Source organism: Paenirhodobacter sp. CAU 1674 (assembly GCF_029222945.1).
Classification (GTDB): Bacteria; Pseudomonadota; Alphaproteobacteria; order Rhodobacterales; family Rhodobacteraceae; genus Rhodobacter.
Genome location: NZ_JARHUH010000005.1, coordinates 80,618 through 94,506, shown reverse-complemented (window position 1 = coordinate 94,506; position 13,889 = coordinate 80,618). Strand labels below are relative to the sequence as shown.

The window sequence follows — 13,889 nt, the reverse complement described above, 5'->3', positions numbered from 1 at the left end:
GAGGCCCAGATGTCCACGTTCTCTCTTCTGCGCCGTTTCCTGCGCCGCACGGACGGCTCGGTGCCGATCGAAGGGCTTTTCGGGGCGCTTCTGCTGCTGACCTGGTATGCGTTGTCGTTCCAGATCTACGAAGCGTTTCGCATGAAAACCCTGCATCAGCGCGCCGCCTACACGATCGCAGACATGATCTCGCGGCAAGATACCGCGATCGGCCCGAAATTCGTGCAGGGGCTGAAGACCACCTTCACCTACCTGACCGATGCAAAGACCACCGACGACTCCTGGGTGCGGATCACGCTGATCGAATGCATGGCAGACGGGGCCGATGACAAGGACCCCTGCGATGGGGTGACAAAACACGCGACCTTGCTGGAATCCTACGCAACCGATTCGGAGCAGACGCTGACGCAAGCCAATATCGAGGCGCTGTTCGATCGGATTCCGATCATGGCAATGGGCGACACCGCCGTCATCACCGAAACCTCGTCCTATTTCGACCCGATCTTTTCCATGGCAGAGCGGGATCTGATCATTGATGGCCGCAATAGCTGGTCCAGTATGTTCCTGCCCAAGAACCTGCACCTGCGCAACTTCGTCGTCACCCGCCCGCGCGGCATGCGCAACACCTGGGACGACAACGCCTGATAGAAGCCTGATCGAACCAGCCGCGCAGGGCCCGGCGCGGCGCGCTGTGTGCGCAGGCTCACATCGGCTGTGCCGTCAGCGGCCTATGCGCGGGACCGGGCCGGACCTAGATTGGGATCAACGCAACCGGAGATCCGCAATGTCGATCCGTCCCGTCCTTGAAACCCGCTCTGCCCGCCCGACGCTGGAAGGCGCGGGCGTCCATCTGCACCGCGCCTTCGGCTTCGGCGATCCGACCGAGGCCGACCCTTTCCTGCTGTTCGACGATTTCCGCGGCGACCGCCCTGCGGATTATCAGGCGGGCTTTCCCTGGCACCCGCATCGCGGCATCGAAACCATCACCTATGTCCTGGCCGGCTCGGTCGAGCATGGGGACAGCCTGGGCAACACCGGCACCCTCGGGGCGGGCGATGTGCAATGGATGACCGCAGGTTCGGGGATCATGCATCAGGAAATGCCATCAGGGAACGCGCGCGGCCAGATGCACGGGTTTCAACTTTGGGCGAACCTGCCCTCGGACCTGAAGATGACCGCCCCGCGCTATCAGGATGTGAAGGGCACGGATATCCCGGTCATCACCGACGATGACGGCACCCGCGTCAAGGTGATTACCGGCAGCTTCTGGGGCCAGCGCGGGCCGGTCGACGGCATCGCCGCCGATCCGCAATATCTGGACATCTCGATCCCCCCAGGCGTGAAGAAACGTCTGAAAACCGATCTTTACCGCAAGACCTTCGCCTATGTCTTCGAAGGTGCCGCGGCGTTCGCCGATGCCTCGGCCCCGCAGGGGGTGTTGCTGGAAAAAGAGGTGAACGGGCAAGAGGTCAACATCCGCGATCTGTCCGGCAACCGCACGCTGGTGCGTTTTGGCACCGGCGACGAGATTGTCGTGCAGGCGGGGGAACAGGGCGTGCGCTTCCTGTTGATCTCGGGCGCGCCGATCGAAGAACCCGTGGCCTGGCATGGCCCGATCGTGATGAACACCCGGGCCGAGCTGATGACCGCAATGGCCGAATTGCGCAACGGCACCTTCATCAAACCCGCGCATTGATCCGGTCTGGGCAGTGGGCGCCGCCTCAGGCGCCCACCGATTTGCGCACCATGTCCCAGTAGATGTTTTCCACGCTGGCGCGGCTCAGGCGTCCGCCTTCGCGGAACCAGGTGTTGACCCCGGTCAGCATCGCAATGATCGCCATCGTCGCCAGTTTCGTGTCGGGGATCAGGAAGCGGCCCGCCTCTTGCCCTTCTTGCAAGATCCGCTCCAGTTCCGTCTCATAGGCCTTGCGCAGCCCCTCGATCACCGCGAAGTTTTCCGGCCCCAGGTTGCGCAGTTCCATATAGCTCAGGAACACCGCCTCGGCGCGGATCAGGTTGAAGCGGATGTGAAACCGCACAAATGCCTCCAGCGCCTCGGCCGGGCCGGTGCCGCGGGGCTCGGCGGCCCAGGCGGCCAGCAGCTCTTCCATATGGGTTTTCAACAGGTCGAACAGCAGCGCTTCCTTGTCGGGCGTGTAAAGGTACAGCGCCCCGGCCTGCACCCCGACCGCCGCCGCGATCTGGCGCATCGACACCGCGGCAAACCCGTGCCGCGCAAAGAGTTTCTGCGCCTCGGCCCGGATTTTTGGACCCGTGATTTCGGAATGAGAGCCAGTCTTGCGTGCCATGGCGCCACGTTATCTGAACAGTTGTTCAATATCAAACCCGGAAGCCCCTCTGGCCTTATTGCGCGCTCCCCCCTATCGTGGCGCAAAATCCAGAGCCCCGAGACCGCCGATGCAGCGCCTTGCCCCGATCCTGCTTCTTGTCACGCTGGCCGCCTGCGGCAACGGCACGCAGGACTATCCGCAGTTGTTGCCCGTCGATCAGTTGCTGACGGACGAGCCGCTGACGCCAGACCCCGCCCCCGGGCTGGAGGCGCGCGCCGCCGATCTGCGCGCCCGCGCTGCCTGGCTGCGCAGCCAGCCGACGGACACGACGAACTGAACCCTCAGCCGCGTTGCAAGCCTCGTCCCGACGCGCTAACAGGGACCGAGTATTCCAATCCACGAGGGTCCCATGACTGCCGCTTCCGCTTCCCCGCTTCGTCTTGGCATCGCGGGCCTCGGCACCGTGGGTATCGGTGTGGTCAAGATCATCCAGCGTCACGCCGATCTGCTGGCGGCGCGCAGCGGCCGCCCGGTGGTGATTACCGCCGTTTCCGCCCGCGACCGCACCAAGAACCGTGATGCCGATCTGTCGAATTACGCCTGGGAGGTGGACCCCGTCACCCTGGCCACCCGGGACGACGTGGATGTGTTCGTCGAATTGATGGGCGGCCATGAAGGCGCGGCCCGCGCCGCCACCGAGGCCGCGCTGGCCGCGGGCAAGGATGTGGTCACCGCCAACAAGGCCCTGCTGGCGCATCATGGTCATGCCCTGGCCGAGATGGCCGAGACCGCGGGCCGCGTGATCCGCTTCGAGGCCGCCGTGGCCGGGGGCATCCCCGTCATCAAGGCGCTGACCGAAGGGCTGGCAGGCAACCAGATCCGCCGCGTGATGGGCGTGATGAACGGCACCTGCAACTATATCCTGACCCGCATGGAAACCGCAGGCCTGCCCTATGACACGGTCTTCGAAGAGGCCCGCCAGCTGGGCTACCTCGAGGCCGACCCGAACCTCGACGTGGGCGGCATCGACGCCGGGCACAAGCTGGCGATCCTGGCCGCCATCGCCTTTGGCACCAAGGTCAGTTTCGACGATGTGGTGCTGGAAGGGATCGGGCGCATTTCCATCGACGATATCCGCCGCGCGGGCGACATGGGCTACAAGATCAAGCTGCTGGGCGTGGCGCAGATGACCGGCCGCGGGCTGGAACAACGCATGACGCCCTGCCTCGTCCCCGACAGCTCTCCCCTCGGGCAGTTGCAGGGCGGCACCAACATGGTCGTGCTCGAGGGCGACTCGGTCGGGCAGATCGTGCTGCGCGGTGCGGGCGCGGGCGAAGGCCCGACTGCCAGTGCGGTGATGGGCGATGTGCTGGATCTGGCGCGCGGGCTGCGTCTGCCGACCTTCGGCCAGCCGGCCGCGACCCTGTCCACCCCGGTGGCCGCCGTGGCCTCGGCCCCCGCGGCCTATTACCTGCGCCTGCAGCTGATGGACAAACCCGGCGCGCTGGCCAAGGTCGCCACGGTGCTGGGCGATGCGGGCGTGTCGATCAGCCGGATGCGCCAATATGGCCATGCGGACACCTCGGCGCCGGTGCTGATCGTCACCCACAAGACGACGCGCGACGCGATCGACGTGGCGATTGCCCGCTTCCCCGCGACCAATGTGGTCGAGGGCGAGCCCGTCGCCATCCGCATCGAAGAGGTCTGAGGGCCCCGGGCACGAGCCCCGCCCTTCCCCCCGCCCACGTTCCTGCAAGAGCGGCGTCCCGCCCGCGAAGTGCCGCGCCGCGCGGGGCTGCCGCCATCGTTCCCTGTGTTAGCGTTCTCAGTCTTGTAACCCTGCGCCGGACGGGCTTACCTGTGCGCGACCCCACCGTCGCCGCCTATTTGCGACGCGCAAAACAGGATGTTCCCATGACCCCCCCCACCGATTTCAATGACCGTATGCTCAGCCTCGGGCTTGCCCGGGTGTCCGAAGCCGCCGCCCATGCCTCGGCCCGGCTGATCGGGCGCGGTGACGAGAAAGCCGCCGATCAGGCCGCTGTGAACGCGATGCGCGACCAGCTCAACATGCTCGACATCAAGGGCGTGGTGGTGATCGGCGAAGGGGAACGCGACGAGGCGCCGATGCTCTATATCGGCGAAGAGGTCGGCACCGGCGATGGCCCGGCGGTGGATATTGCCCTCGACCCGCTGGAAGGTACCACGCTGACCGCAAAGGACATGCCCAATGCCCTGACCGTCATCGCGATGGCACAGCGCGGCACGCTGCTGCACGCGCCCGACGTCTATATGGAGAAGCTGGCAATCGGCCCGGGCTACGCCAAGGATGTGGTCAGCCTGGAAATGACCCCGACCGAGCGGGTTCTGGCCTTGGCCAAGGCGGGCGGCGTGAAGCCCGAAGACATCACCTGCTGCATCCTGGAACGCGACCGCCACGAAGACCTGATCCGCGAAGTGCGCGAAACCGGGGCGGCGATCCGGCTGATCACCGATGGCGACGTGGCGGGCGTCATCCATTGCGCCGAAGCCGAAATCACCGGCATCGACATGTATATGGGTTCGGGCGGGGCGCCCGAAGGCGTGCTGGCGGCCTCGGCGCTCAAATGCATGGGCGGGCAGATGTGGGGCAAACTCTTGTTCCGCAACGATGACGAACGCGGCCGCGCCGCGAAGGCGGGCATCACCGATCTGGACAAGATCTATTCGCGCGACGAGCTGGTGACCGGCGACGTGATCTTCGCCGCAACCGGCGTGACCAATGGCTCGATCGTGAAGGGCGTGAAGCGCGAACCGAACTTCATCGAGACGGAAACCATCCTGATGCGCTCGAAAACCGGATCGGTGCGGCGGATGATCTATCGCAACCCGATCAAGTGATCCGCGCCCCCCGGGGGCCCTGCCCCCGGACCCCCGGGATATTTCAGCCAGAAAGAAAGACTGTCGCGGTCATCTTCTTTCTGGTCGAAATATCCCGGGGGTGAGGGCCGCAGGCCCGAGGGGGCAGCGCCCCCTTTCTGGCCCTCGCCACTGGCGGGGGCTTCGGCTTTTCGGTATCGAGGGGGCATGAGCAGTTACCTGAATGTCGAACACTCCCTGACGGGCCGGCGCTGGATCGGTCCCACGTCCGAGGCCGACCGGCAGGCCGAGGCGATGGTGCAGGAAACCCGTCTGCCCCTGCCGCTGGCGCGGGTTCTGGTGGCACGCGGGGTCGCCCCCGAGCAGGCCGCGGGATTTCTGGAACCCACGCTGCGCGAGTTGTTGCCCGACCCGCATATGCTGAAAGATATGGAAAAGGCCGCGCGCCGGTTTCTGGCCGCCGTGAAGGGGCGCGAAAAGATCGCCGTCTTCGCCGATTACGATGTGGACGGCGGGTCGTCCGCGGCGCTGCTGATCGTCTGGCTGCGCGCGATGGGACGCGAGGCGACGCTTTATATCCCCGACCGGATCGACGAGGGTTATGGCCCCAACGTCCCCGCGATGGAGGCGCTCGCGCAGGATCATTCGTTGATCGTCTGCGTCGACTGCGGCACGCTCAGCCACGAGCCGGTGGCAGCGGCAAAGGGTGCGGATGTCGTGATCCTTGACCACCACCTGGGCGCCGAGACGCTGCCGCCCGCGCTGGCTGTGGTCAACCCCAACCGGCAGGACGAGGACGGCGCCTTGGGGCATCTGTGTGCGGCCTCGGTGGTGTTCCTGATGCTGGTCGAGGCCAACCGCCAGCTGCGCGCCGAGGGCGTGCAGGGCCCTGACCTGATGGCGTTGCTGGATCTGGTGGCGCTGGCCACGGTCGCAGATGTCGCGCCGCTGGTCGGCGTGAACCGGGCGCTGGTGCGCCAGGGGCTGAAGGTGATGGCGCGGCGCGACCGGCCCGGCCTGAAGGCGCTGGCCGATGTGGCGCGGATGGATCAGGCACCAAGCGCCTATCACCTGGGCTTCCTGCTTGGCCCCCGGGTCAACGCGGGCGGGCGCATCGGTGCCGCCGATCTGGGCGCGCGGCTGTTGTCCTGCACCGATCCGGCCGAGGCCGAGGCCTTGGCCGCCCGGCTGGACGAGTTGAACACCGAACGGCGCGAGATCGAAAACCGGGTGCGCGACGCGGCACTGGCGCAGGCCGAGGCACGCGGCTTTGACGCGCCGCTGGTCTGGGCTGCGGGCGCAGGCTGGCATCCCGGCGTGGTGGGCATCGTCGCCGCCCGCCTGAAAGAGGCCACCAACCGCCCCGCCGTGGTGATCGGGCTGGACGGCGGCATCGGCAAGGGATCGGCCCGGTCGGTCGCGGGCGTGGATCTGGGCGCCGCGGTGCAGCGTGTCGCGGCCGAGGGGTTGTTGCTGAAAGGCGGCGGGCACAAGATGGCCGCCGGTCTGACCGTCGCCGAGGATCAGCTCGAACCCGCCATGGCGCGGTTGTCCGAACTGCTGGCACGGCAGGGCGCGGGTGCGGGCGGCCCGCGCGATCTGCGGCTTGACGGGTTGCTGATGCCCGGCGCCGCCACACCGCAACTGATCGAGGAAATCGACAAGGCCGGCCCCTTCGGTCAGGGCGCCCCCGCGCCGCGCTTTGCCTTCCCGGCGATGGAGATTCGCAGCCCCCGCCGGATCGGCGAAAACCATCTGCGCTTCACCTTTTCGGACGGGATGGGCGCACGGATCGACGCGGTCAGCTTCGGCGCCTTCGACGGCCCCCTGGGGCCGGTGCTGTCAGATCCGGGCGCCAATCGGTTTCATCTGGCGGGCCGGCTGGAAATCAACACCTGGGGCGGGCGCGCCAAGGTGCAGCTGCGGCTGGAGGATGCCGCGCGCGTCGAATAATCCTTGTCGCAAAGGCGCTTCGTGGGCGCGTGACGACAGTTGCGGATTTCGCGAAAAAACCTCTTGCGCGGCCATCCGGGCTGCCGTATGAACCGCCCCACGCTGCAAGGCTGGCCCGTTCGTCTATCGGTTAGGACGTCAGGTTTTCAACCTGAAAAGAGGGGTTCGACTCCCCTACGGGCTGCCACCTTTGCACGCGCCAGTTAAGTGGCCCGTTCGTCTATCGGTTAGGACGTCAGGTTTTCAACCTGAAAAGAGGGGTTCGACTCCCCTACGGGCTGCCACTTCCATTCCGACAATGCAGAACGCAATACCGCCTTGCCAGAGCGTTGCAATGGTTTGCCCGTCGGTGGTGATTGCGTTCAATGCGCGGCGGCGCGCGCGCGGCCCAGGATCGCGGCATTCCCGCACCAGTCCGGGGCAGCATCGACCCGCTCGGGATGTTCGGACAGGAAGGCCAGACAGCCCTGCGCCCCCGGGCAACTGCGGCAACGCGTGATCATCTCCGCAAAATCCGCCTGCGACAGCAAACCTTCGTGAATCGCCTCGGTCAGGTTCACCCCCATGCGCCGCGCCATGCCGCGCGTGATCCAGAAATGCAGATCAATACTTCCCTGCACACCCATTTGCTCGCTCCTTCGGTTACTCCAGCTCGATGGCCTGACGCAGACGCGCCATCATCAGGCGGTTGTTGCAGTAATCCGGCGCTTCTGCCGCACCCTCGTCGCCGTCATGCCCGGCAAGCCAGTGCTGACAGGCGGTCGGATCGTCACAGCTGGTGCAGCGCACGACCGCCTCGCGCCAGCCTTCGCCAGAAAGCTGCCCCTTGGCCATCGCTTCGGTCAGATCGACCCCAAGCACTTCTGCCATCCGGTTCATCAGTGCCGCATGGCGGTTCAGCGTTCTTGCTCCGAACATCTCGCGCGTCCCTTCTGGTAAAACTGGGGCGAAAGTCGGGGCAAAACCCTCGGGAAGCCATGATTCAGATCAAGCAGGCCGTCACAGGGCCCCAGCATGGGCCGGTTTTTGCCAGATGGCGGCTCAGATCCGCCCGGCGCGCAGTTCCGCGACAGTCTGGCGCACAATATCCAGGCGCAATGCATTCGCCGGATGGCTGCCAAGGAAGGTCTCGCCCGGGTCGGGAATCCGACGGAAGAATTCGGCCCCGCGCAACGGATCGTAGCCCGCATTCCAGGTGATGATCGTGCCCAGACGGTCGGCCTGCAATTCGTAATCCTTGGAATTGGTGCGGCTGCCGACCGAGGCGCCAATATCCTGCGCCCGGGAAATTCCGCTGACATCGGCCCCTGCAACCGCCGCCAGAGTGCCGAGCAGAACGGCACCGCGCAGCGCGTCCTGCTCTTTCGCGGCCAGATGGCCCGCAATGTGATGGGCCGCCTCGTGCCCCATCACGAAGGCCAGCTCGTCGGGGTTCTGCGCGCTGGCGATCAGCGCCAGATTGAAGGCCACCACGGGGCGGCCCTGCCTGTCTTCGGTCTGGAACGCATTGGGATCGGTGCTGGGGCGGTCGTCGACCATGATCTGGTAATCGCAATTGCGCCCGCGGGTGCGCGCATAGCATTCAGCCTCGATCTGCGGCTCCATCCGGCGCACGACCGAAACGAAATTCTCTGCGGCCTGCTCCGGCGAAGGCAGCTCGACCGCGCTGCGCTCTGCCGTCGGCCGGGACAGCACGGCCCCCTGCGGAGCCTCGCAGGCCGCAAGGGCCATCATCCCGACAATCGCCCCCAGGCGCCAGATCCGCGCAGCCATGACCCCTCCGAAATTCGCGCGCGCAGTTTAGCCGCCCGCCCCTGTCTCGAAAAGCCCGGGCCCGCCGCGCTCACCGAAATGTTCCCCCTTTTCCGGCGGCGCCCGTCGCGCTAGCATCACCCCATGTTTACCATCGAGCACGAATTCGACGCCACCGTGATCACCCTCGTCGACGAGGGGGACGATCCGCGCGACTATCTGCAGGAAGACATCACCATCCAGTCATTCGAGGAATGCGTGGTGGTCGAACAGCTCGACGATCAGACCGACATCGTGCAGCACGTCACCTTCTCGCATGCCCAGCTGCGCGAACTGGCCGCGGCGCTGGATCTGCCCGAAGGCGTCTACCGTCTGCGGCAGGTTACCAGGAAATAGCCGCGCAGGGGGCGCTGCCCCCGGCCTGCGGCCTCCCCCGGGATATTTTCTGCAAGGTGAAAGGAACTTTCTGGCCCGGTCATTCACTCTGGTGAAAATATCCCGGGGGTGAGGGCCGCAGGCCCGAGGGGGCAGCGCCCCCTGCCCGGCTCAGTCCAGGCGAAACACCTTGTCCCGCGCACTCTGGCCCCGGATCAGCGTCAGCCGTGATTTCGCGACGCCCAGGGCCTTGGCCAGCAGCTTTTGCACCTCGGCATTCGCCTTGCCGTCTTCGGGCACCACGGTGACATAGGCGCGCAGACCATCCCCGGCGGCCACGATGGCATTGCGCGAGGCTTTCGGCGTGACCCGCAGCGCGATCTCGGCGCCGGGCTTGGCAAGGTGGGTGAGGTCGGTCATGGTCCGATCCATAGCGCCCCCGGGCGCGCAGGAAAAGGATCTCGGCCGATGCGCACCGCTTTCTTTCACGACGAACGCAGTTTCTGGCATGGCGGCGGCAATTACGCCCTGACCCTGCCGGTGGGCGGTTTCGTGCAGCCGGGCGGTGGCCTGCCCGAGAACCCGGAAACCAAGCGGCGGCTGGTGAACCTGCTTCGGGTGTCAGGGCTGCTGGCCGAGATCGACGCCGGTTCGGCGCCCGAGGCCAGCCGCGCGGATCTGGAGCGGGTGCATCCCGCCAGCTATCTGGACGCGTTCAAGGCAGCCTCCGACGCAGGCGGCGGCGAGCTGGGCCTGCGCACGCCCTTCGGGCCGGGCGGCTACGAGATTGCGGCCCTGTCCGCAGGGCTTGCCAAGGCCGCGCTGTTTGCGGTGCTCGAGGGGCGCGCGCAGAACGCCTATGCGCTCAGCCGTCCGCCGGGGCATCACTGTCTGCCCGACTGGCCGAACGGGTTTTGCCTGCTCAACAATATCGCCGTGGCGGTGCGTGCGGCACAGGCTGCGGGGTTGGCGCGGCGGGTGGCCGTGGTCGACTGGGACGTGCATCACGGCAACGGCACCGAGGCGGTGTTTCTGGACGACCCCGAAGTCTTGACGATCTCGTTGCATCAGGAATGGAACTACCCGCTCGATACCGGGGGGGCCGCGACCCGCGGGGCCGAGGGCAGCAATCTCAACATCCCGCTGCCACCGGGCTGTGGCGAGGCAAGCTATCTGCAGGCCTGGGACCGGATCGTGGCGCCCGCGCTGGCGCGGCATGCGCCCGATGTGATCGTGATCGCCTGCGGGTTCGACGCCTCGGCGATGGACCCGCTCGGGCGGATGTTGCTGGGGGCCGAGGGTTTCCGCGCGCTCACCCTGCGCGCGATGGAGGCCGCCGGGCAGCTGTGCGGCGGGCGTCTGGCGATGACCCATGAGGGTGGCTATTCCGAGGTGCATGTGCCGTTTTGCGGGCATGCCGTGCTCGAGGCGCTGTCGGGCAGTGCCATCGCCGTGCCGGACCCGCTGGGCGCGACCATCGCGGCGCGCCAGCCGGACGCGCGCTGGCAAGCGCCGGTGGCCGGGTATCTGGCGGAACTGGCGGCGGAATTCGGGCTCTGAACCGTTGCAATCGCACCCTTGCCCACCGATATGGGGGGCAGACGAATGGAGAGAGCCATGGATAGTGCCCCCGGCACCGTGAACCCCGCAGAACGCAACGACGACGCAATGCGGTTCCTGCTGACCCGGCGGTCGCGTCCACCGAAAACCCTGACCGGCCCCGCGCCGGATCGGGCGGCGCTGCAGGAAATCCTGACCGTTGCCGCGCGCGTGCCCGATCACGGCAAGCTGGAGCCCTGGCGCTTTGTCGTGCTGGAACGTCCCGCGCTGGAGCGGTTGGCAGGCGCGGCGGCGGAATATGCCCGCGCGCAGGCCATTCCCGACGATATGGCCGCCAAGGGCGTGGGCCAGTTCGCGCAAAGCCCGCTGTGTGTGGCTGTGATCGCCGTGCCGCGCCCGACCGACAAGGTGCCCGCGATCGAACAGACGCTCTCGGTCGGGGCGGCCTGCACGCAACTGGTCAATGCCGCGCTGGCCGCGGGCTGGGGGGCCGGGTGGCTTTCGGGCTGGGTTTCGCATGATCCTGGCTTTGCCGCGCCGGCCTTCGGGCTGGCACCGGGGGAATGGATCGCGGGGTTGGTGCATATCGGCACGCAAACCGTGGCCCCTCCTGAACGCCCCCGGCCTGATCTGAACCAGATTGTCACCTGGGTAGACGCATGATCGTGCAAAGTTTTCTTCTGGCCTGGGCCGATGTGTTCCGCCCCGGCGCGCTGAAGGTGCTGGGCCTGGGCGTGGCGCTTTCGCTCGGGCTGCTGGTGGCGATCTATATCGGGCTGGTCAGCCTGATCGGCGCTTTCGTGCCCGATACCTTCACCTTGCCCTGGATCGGCGAGGTGACCTGGATCGACAGTTTCCTCTCGATCGCCTCGCTGGGGCTGATGCTGGTGGCCTCGGTGTTCCTGATGGTGCCGGTTGCCTCGCTGTTTACCGGGTTCTTCCTTGAGGACGTGGCCGAAGTGGTCGAGGACGCGCATTATCCGACCCTGCCCCCGGTGCGCAAACTGACGCTGGCCGAAAGCTTCGGCGATACGCTGCGTTTTCTGGGGGTAATCATCGGTGCCAACATTCTGGCGCTGATGGTCTATCCCTTCGTGATCCCGTTTGCGCCCGTGCTGTTCTTTGCCCTGAACGGGTATCTGTTGGGGCGGGAATATTTCCAGATGGCGGCGTTCCGGCGGATGCACCGCGACGAGGCACTGGCGCTGTATACCCGCAACCGCACGGTGATCTGGCTGGCGGGCGCGCTGATGGCGGTGCCGCTGTCAATTCCGCTGCTGAACCTGCTGGTGCCGGTGCTGGGGGCCGCGACCTTCACCCATATCTTCCACCGCCTGACGCGCTACAGCGCCAGGGCGTGATAGACATCTTCGGCGATCGGCAGCAAACGGGCGCGCGGCAATGCGGCCGACACCGCAAACCCCATGCCCGCGTCGACCCAGGTCAGGCTGGCGGCTTCACTGCCCTGGGCGAAGCGGAACGCCGTTTCGCCCCCCTCGACCGCCGCGACATAAAGCGTCAGTCGCGCCCCGCTCGCATCTTCATACATGAGCTGCGCGGCCGCGCCGGTGCTGCCGGGCAAGAGCCGCCCCCCCACCAGAGCATACCCACGCGCCCGCAGGTCCGGCGCCTGCAGTGTCCGACCCAGCCGTTTGGACAGCCAGGCCATCAGATGGCCTTCGTCGGCCGCCCCCACTTCGACAGGATGCGCCACCTCGACACTATAGACCGCATGGGCCAGTTGTGCCGCCTGCGCAAACCCCGCCACCACCACCGGCTGGGGGCCAACCGCCCCTTGCCTGCCCAAAACCCAGCCGCCGCCCAGCCCCATTGCCAGGATGACAAGCCCCGCCGCCAGCTGCGCCCCGCCCCAGCTTGCCTGCCAATTGCGCGTTGGCCGCAGCGCGGTCGCACGCAGACGCGCAGGCACCGGCTCTGCGGCTTTTGACGCCAGCGCCGCGCGCAAGGCCGCACGGTCGGCGCGCAGGCCCGCAACCCTAGCCGCCAGCACCGCATCTTGCGTCACTGCCGCCTCCACGGCAGCCGCATCCGCGCCGTGCAACCGGCCATCCACCAGAGCCTGAATGTCGTCTTCCGTTACCGCCATCTGCTGCTGCCCCGTCATTTCACCCGCCGCAACGACGCCCCCGTCGCAGGCCCGCTTGCGCTTTCGTTGTCGCCGCTGTCCGGCCCGGGCTCGACCAGCGCGCGCAACCGCGCCCGGCCCCGCGCCAGCCGCGACATCACCGTGCCCTGCGCCACGCCCAGGATCCGCGCCGTCTCGGCATAGCTGAAATCCTCGACACCGACCAACAAGATCACCTCACGCTGTTCCAGCGTCAGCAGATCCAGCGCCGCCAGAACATCCCCCAGATGCGCCGCAGCTTCCGCCCCGCCATCAATGGCGGGTGAAAACGCCTCGTCATAGGCAAGATGCGGGCCCCGTCGCGCACGCGCGCGCATCCCGTCAATATGCAGGTTGCGCAACACCTGAAACAACCACGGTCGCAGCGCCGCCTCGGGACGAAACAGATGCCAGCGCGACAACGCGCGCTCCAGACAATCCTGCACCAGATCGTCTGCCGCCTCGGGGTCGCGCAACAACGCATAGGCAAACCGCCGCAATGCGGGGATTTGCGCCTCGATCACATGTCGCTTCTGCGCTCCGGCCATGGCGAGTTCCGTTCAGCGGCCAGCGGCGCCCCGCAGGGCACCGCCGCCTCAGGATCAAGGTTGCGCGACGTGCCAGGCACCGTCAAGAAAACCGTCGCCGGTGATGTCACCGGGCTTGGCGTCCTTGACCCAGGTGTAAAGCGGCTTGCCCTTGTAGGCCCACTGCGCGCTGCCGTCTTCACGGGTGATCACGCTCCACTCGCCCATCGCCGCGGCGCCCGCCTCGACCATCAGCGGCGGCCAGTTGCCCGCACACGGCCCGTTGCAGGCCGATTTGCCCGCGCTGTCCTTGTCGAAGGTATAAAGCGTCATCCCCGCGGCATCGACCAGCGTCGCGCCCTTTGCCGTTTGCGCAACCGTCGCCGGATCGGCCGCGGCCATCCCCGCCACCAGCACCAGTGCCGCACTCATCAGGATCTGTTTCAT

At 66.8% G+C, this 13,889-nt stretch carries 18 protein-coding genes and 2 tRNA genes; 12 read left to right on the top strand and 8 right to left on the bottom strand.

Annotation, left to right across the window (positions count from 1 at the left end; all coding sequences use genetic code 11):
- The first annotated feature begins 9 nt into the window (after positions 1–9).
- Positions 10–645: a hypothetical protein gene (locus P2G62_RS08650; RefSeq protein ID WP_275734488.1), complete on the top strand. Its 636-nt coding sequence runs from the start codon at positions 10–12 to the stop codon at positions 643–645.
- Positions 646–784: 139 nt separating this feature from the next.
- The gene (locus tag P2G62_RS08645; protein WP_275734487.1) at positions 785–1,696 is read left to right on the top strand and encodes a pirin family protein; all 912 of its coding nucleotides are present in this window, start codon (positions 785–787) and stop codon (positions 1,694–1,696) included.
- Positions 1,697–1,721: 25 nt separating this feature from the next.
- Here P2G62_RS08645 and P2G62_RS08640 read toward each other — a convergent pair whose 3' ends face one another.
- Positions 1,722–2,309 (bottom strand): TetR family transcriptional regulator, encoded by a 588-nt coding sequence (locus tag P2G62_RS08640; RefSeq protein ID WP_275734486.1) that lies wholly within the window; start codon positions 2,307–2,309, stop codon positions 1,722–1,724.
- A 109-nt stretch (positions 2,310–2,418) separates the two neighbouring features.
- Between P2G62_RS08640 and P2G62_RS08635 the strand changes: the two genes are divergently transcribed.
- The 6 genes from P2G62_RS08635 (at position 2,419) to P2G62_RS08610 (ending at position 7,387) form a co-directional block, all read left to right on the top strand.
- Positions 2,419–2,628: a hypothetical protein gene (locus P2G62_RS08635; protein WP_275734485.1), complete on the top strand. Its 210-nt coding sequence runs from the start codon at positions 2,419–2,421 to the stop codon at positions 2,626–2,628.
- Positions 2,629–2,700: 72 nt separating this feature from the next.
- On the top strand, positions 2,701–3,999 hold the full coding sequence (locus P2G62_RS08630; protein WP_275734484.1) for a homoserine dehydrogenase: 1,299 nt from the start codon (positions 2,701–2,703) through the stop codon (positions 3,997–3,999).
- 206 nt (positions 4,000–4,205) lie between these two features.
- Complete coding sequence (gene glpX / locus P2G62_RS08625) at positions 4,206–5,171, top strand: class II fructose-bisphosphatase (protein ID WP_275734483.1); 966 nt, start codon at positions 4,206–4,208, stop codon at positions 5,169–5,171.
- A gap of 186 nt (positions 5,172–5,357) precedes the next feature.
- On the top strand, positions 5,358–7,103 hold the full coding sequence (gene recJ, locus P2G62_RS08620) for a single-stranded-DNA-specific exonuclease RecJ (RefSeq protein ID WP_275734482.1): 1,746 nt from the start codon (positions 5,358–5,360) through the stop codon (positions 7,101–7,103).
- A 112-nt stretch (positions 7,104–7,215) separates the two neighbouring features.
- Positions 7,216–7,290, top strand: a tRNA-Glu gene (locus P2G62_RS08615).
- A 22-nt stretch (positions 7,291–7,312) separates the two neighbouring features.
- A tRNA-Glu gene (locus P2G62_RS08610) sits at positions 7,313–7,387 on the top strand.
- Between the two features lie 78 nt (positions 7,388–7,465).
- Here the strand turns inward: P2G62_RS08610 and P2G62_RS08605 are convergent.
- The 3 genes from P2G62_RS08605 to P2G62_RS08595 form a co-directional block, all read right to left on the bottom strand.
- Positions 7,466–7,729 (bottom strand): DUF6455 family protein, encoded by a 264-nt coding sequence (locus P2G62_RS08605; protein WP_275734481.1) that lies wholly within the window; start codon positions 7,727–7,729, stop codon positions 7,466–7,468.
- A gap of 16 nt (positions 7,730–7,745) precedes the next feature.
- The gene (locus P2G62_RS08600) at positions 7,746–8,021 is read right to left on the bottom strand and encodes a DUF6455 family protein (protein WP_275734480.1); all 276 of its coding nucleotides are present in this window, start codon (positions 8,019–8,021) and stop codon (positions 7,746–7,748) included.
- A gap of 123 nt (positions 8,022–8,144) precedes the next feature.
- Entirely contained in the window at positions 8,145–8,876 is a 732-nt protein-coding gene (locus P2G62_RS08595) for a M48 family metallopeptidase (RefSeq protein WP_275734479.1), read from the bottom strand.
- A gap of 123 nt (positions 8,877–8,999) precedes the next feature.
- On the opposite strand from P2G62_RS08595, the gene P2G62_RS08590 reads away from it, so the two are divergent.
- Entirely contained in the window at positions 9,000–9,251 is a 252-nt protein-coding gene (locus P2G62_RS08590) for a hypothetical protein (RefSeq protein WP_275734478.1), read from the top strand.
- 150 nt (positions 9,252–9,401) lie between these two features.
- Here the strand turns inward: P2G62_RS08590 and P2G62_RS08585 are convergent, their stop codons facing one another.
- Positions 9,402–9,650, bottom strand: coding sequence for a DUF167 domain-containing protein (locus P2G62_RS08585; RefSeq protein WP_275734477.1), 249 nt, complete (start codon positions 9,648–9,650; stop codon positions 9,402–9,404).
- 48 nt (positions 9,651–9,698) lie between these two features.
- Here P2G62_RS08585 and P2G62_RS08580 point away from each other — a divergent pair, with 48 nt between their 5' ends.
- The 3 genes from P2G62_RS08580 to P2G62_RS08570 are packed head-to-tail and all read left to right on the top strand — an operon-like array spanning position 9,699 to position 12,151.
- The gene (locus P2G62_RS08580; RefSeq protein WP_275734476.1) at positions 9,699–10,790 is read left to right on the top strand and encodes a class II histone deacetylase; all 1,092 of its coding nucleotides are present in this window, start codon (positions 9,699–9,701) and stop codon (positions 10,788–10,790) included.
- 57 nt (positions 10,791–10,847) lie between these two features.
- Entirely contained in the window at positions 10,848–11,453 is a 606-nt protein-coding gene (locus P2G62_RS08575) for a nitroreductase family protein (RefSeq protein WP_275734475.1), read from the top strand.
- Complete coding sequence (locus P2G62_RS08570) at positions 11,450–12,151, top strand: EI24 domain-containing protein (RefSeq protein ID WP_275734474.1); 702 nt, start codon at positions 11,450–11,452, stop codon at positions 12,149–12,151. Before P2G62_RS08575 ends, P2G62_RS08570 begins: the two co-directional genes overlap by 4 nt.
- On the opposite strand, the gene P2G62_RS08565 is transcribed toward P2G62_RS08570, so the two are convergent.
- The 3 genes from P2G62_RS08565 to P2G62_RS08555 are packed head-to-tail and all read right to left on the bottom strand — an operon-like array spanning position 12,133 to position 13,889.
- Positions 12,133–12,915 (bottom strand): anti-sigma factor, encoded by a 783-nt coding sequence (locus P2G62_RS08565; RefSeq protein WP_275734473.1) that lies wholly within the window; start codon positions 12,913–12,915, stop codon positions 12,133–12,135. The genes P2G62_RS08570 and P2G62_RS08565 overlap by 19 nt on opposite strands.
- Complete coding sequence (locus tag P2G62_RS08560) at positions 12,912–13,463, bottom strand: RNA polymerase sigma factor (RefSeq protein WP_275734472.1); 552 nt, start codon at positions 13,461–13,463, stop codon at positions 12,912–12,914. Before P2G62_RS08560 ends, P2G62_RS08565 begins: the two co-directional genes overlap by 4 nt.
- A 54-nt stretch (positions 13,464–13,517) precedes the next feature.
- Positions 13,518–13,889: a hypothetical protein gene (locus tag P2G62_RS08555; protein WP_275734471.1), complete on the bottom strand. Its 372-nt coding sequence runs from the start codon at positions 13,887–13,889 to the stop codon at positions 13,518–13,520.

Coding starts and splice junctions, on each gene's coding strand:
- P2G62_RS08650 (WP_275734488.1), top strand. CDS start 10: ATGTCCACGTTCTCTCTTCTGCGCCGTTTCCTGCGCCGCACGGACGGC.
- P2G62_RS08645 (WP_275734487.1), top strand. CDS start 785: ATGTCGATCCGTCCCGTCCTTGAAACCCGCTCTGCCCGCCCGACGCTG.
- P2G62_RS08640 (WP_275734486.1), bottom strand. CDS start 2,309: ATGGCACGCAAGACTGGCTCTCATTCCGAAATCACGGGTCCAAAAATC.
- P2G62_RS08635 (WP_275734485.1), top strand. CDS start 2,419: ATGCAGCGCCTTGCCCCGATCCTGCTTCTTGTCACGCTGGCCGCCTGC.
- P2G62_RS08630 (WP_275734484.1), top strand. CDS start 2,701: ATGACTGCCGCTTCCGCTTCCCCGCTTCGTCTTGGCATCGCGGGCCTC.
- glpX (WP_275734483.1), top strand. CDS start 4,206: ATGACCCCCCCCACCGATTTCAATGACCGTATGCTCAGCCTCGGGCTT.
- recJ (WP_275734482.1), top strand. CDS start 5,358: ATGAGCAGTTACCTGAATGTCGAACACTCCCTGACGGGCCGGCGCTGG.
- P2G62_RS08605 (WP_275734481.1), bottom strand. CDS start 7,729: ATGGGTGTGCAGGGAAGTATTGATCTGCATTTCTGGATCACGCGCGGC.
- P2G62_RS08600 (WP_275734480.1), bottom strand. CDS start 8,021: ATGTTCGGAGCAAGAACGCTGAACCGCCATGCGGCACTGATGAACCGG.
- P2G62_RS08595 (WP_275734479.1), bottom strand. CDS start 8,876: ATGGCTGCGCGGATCTGGCGCCTGGGGGCGATTGTCGGGATGATGGCC.
- P2G62_RS08590 (WP_275734478.1), top strand. CDS start 9,000: ATGTTTACCATCGAGCACGAATTCGACGCCACCGTGATCACCCTCGTC.
- P2G62_RS08585 (WP_275734477.1), bottom strand. CDS start 9,650: ATGACCGACCTCACCCACCTTGCCAAGCCCGGCGCCGAGATCGCGCTG.
- P2G62_RS08580 (WP_275734476.1), top strand. CDS start 9,699: ATGCGCACCGCTTTCTTTCACGACGAACGCAGTTTCTGGCATGGCGGC.
- P2G62_RS08575 (WP_275734475.1), top strand. CDS start 10,848: ATGGATAGTGCCCCCGGCACCGTGAACCCCGCAGAACGCAACGACGAC.
- P2G62_RS08570 (WP_275734474.1), top strand. CDS start 11,450: ATGATCGTGCAAAGTTTTCTTCTGGCCTGGGCCGATGTGTTCCGCCCC.
- P2G62_RS08565 (WP_275734473.1), bottom strand. CDS start 12,915: ATGACGGGGCAGCAGCAGATGGCGGTAACGGAAGACGACATTCAGGCT.
- P2G62_RS08560 (WP_275734472.1), bottom strand. CDS start 13,463: ATGGCCGGAGCGCAGAAGCGACATGTGATCGAGGCGCAAATCCCCGCA.
- P2G62_RS08555 (WP_275734471.1), bottom strand. CDS start 13,889: ATGAAACAGATCCTGATGAGTGCGGCACTGGTGCTGGTGGCGGGGATG.